Source organism: Microbulbifer hainanensis (assembly GCF_014904735.1).
In the GTDB taxonomy this organism is placed as follows: domain Bacteria; phylum Pseudomonadota; class Gammaproteobacteria; order Pseudomonadales; family Cellvibrionaceae; genus Microbulbifer; species Microbulbifer hainanensis.
Genome location: NZ_JACZCR010000101.1, coordinates 1 through 288, shown reverse-complemented (window position 1 = coordinate 288; position 288 = coordinate 1). Strand labels below are relative to the sequence as shown.

The window sequence follows — 288 nt, the reverse complement described above, 5'->3', positions numbered from 1 at the left end:
GTCGATGGGTTCGACACCCTCATTTCCTTGATGGGTGAAGGCTCAACCCCGGAGTTTGCGGCAAAGGCCGGTGTTGCCCGCTTCGCGAACATGATGCTTATCCTGCTCGGGCTTGTCCCCTTCCTTGTCGCTCCCGCACTGCTTCTCGCCCGGGCCAGTAACAACGACACTATGCGGTTGTCGGCCGGTCGCTTTACGGATTGGTTCCCTGGTCTGTCCACTCTGTTTAGGCACTTGGCGATTGCGGAAACATTCTCGATCTCCGCTTTCATGCTTCGCGCTAACGGC

Annotated in this window: 1 protein-coding gene; it reads left to right on the top strand. The window is 58.0% G+C overall.

The window, feature by feature from the left end:
* The coding region (locus IG168_RS20790) for a hypothetical protein (protein WP_226877210.1) at positions 1-288 on the top strand (288 nt) is incomplete at both ends.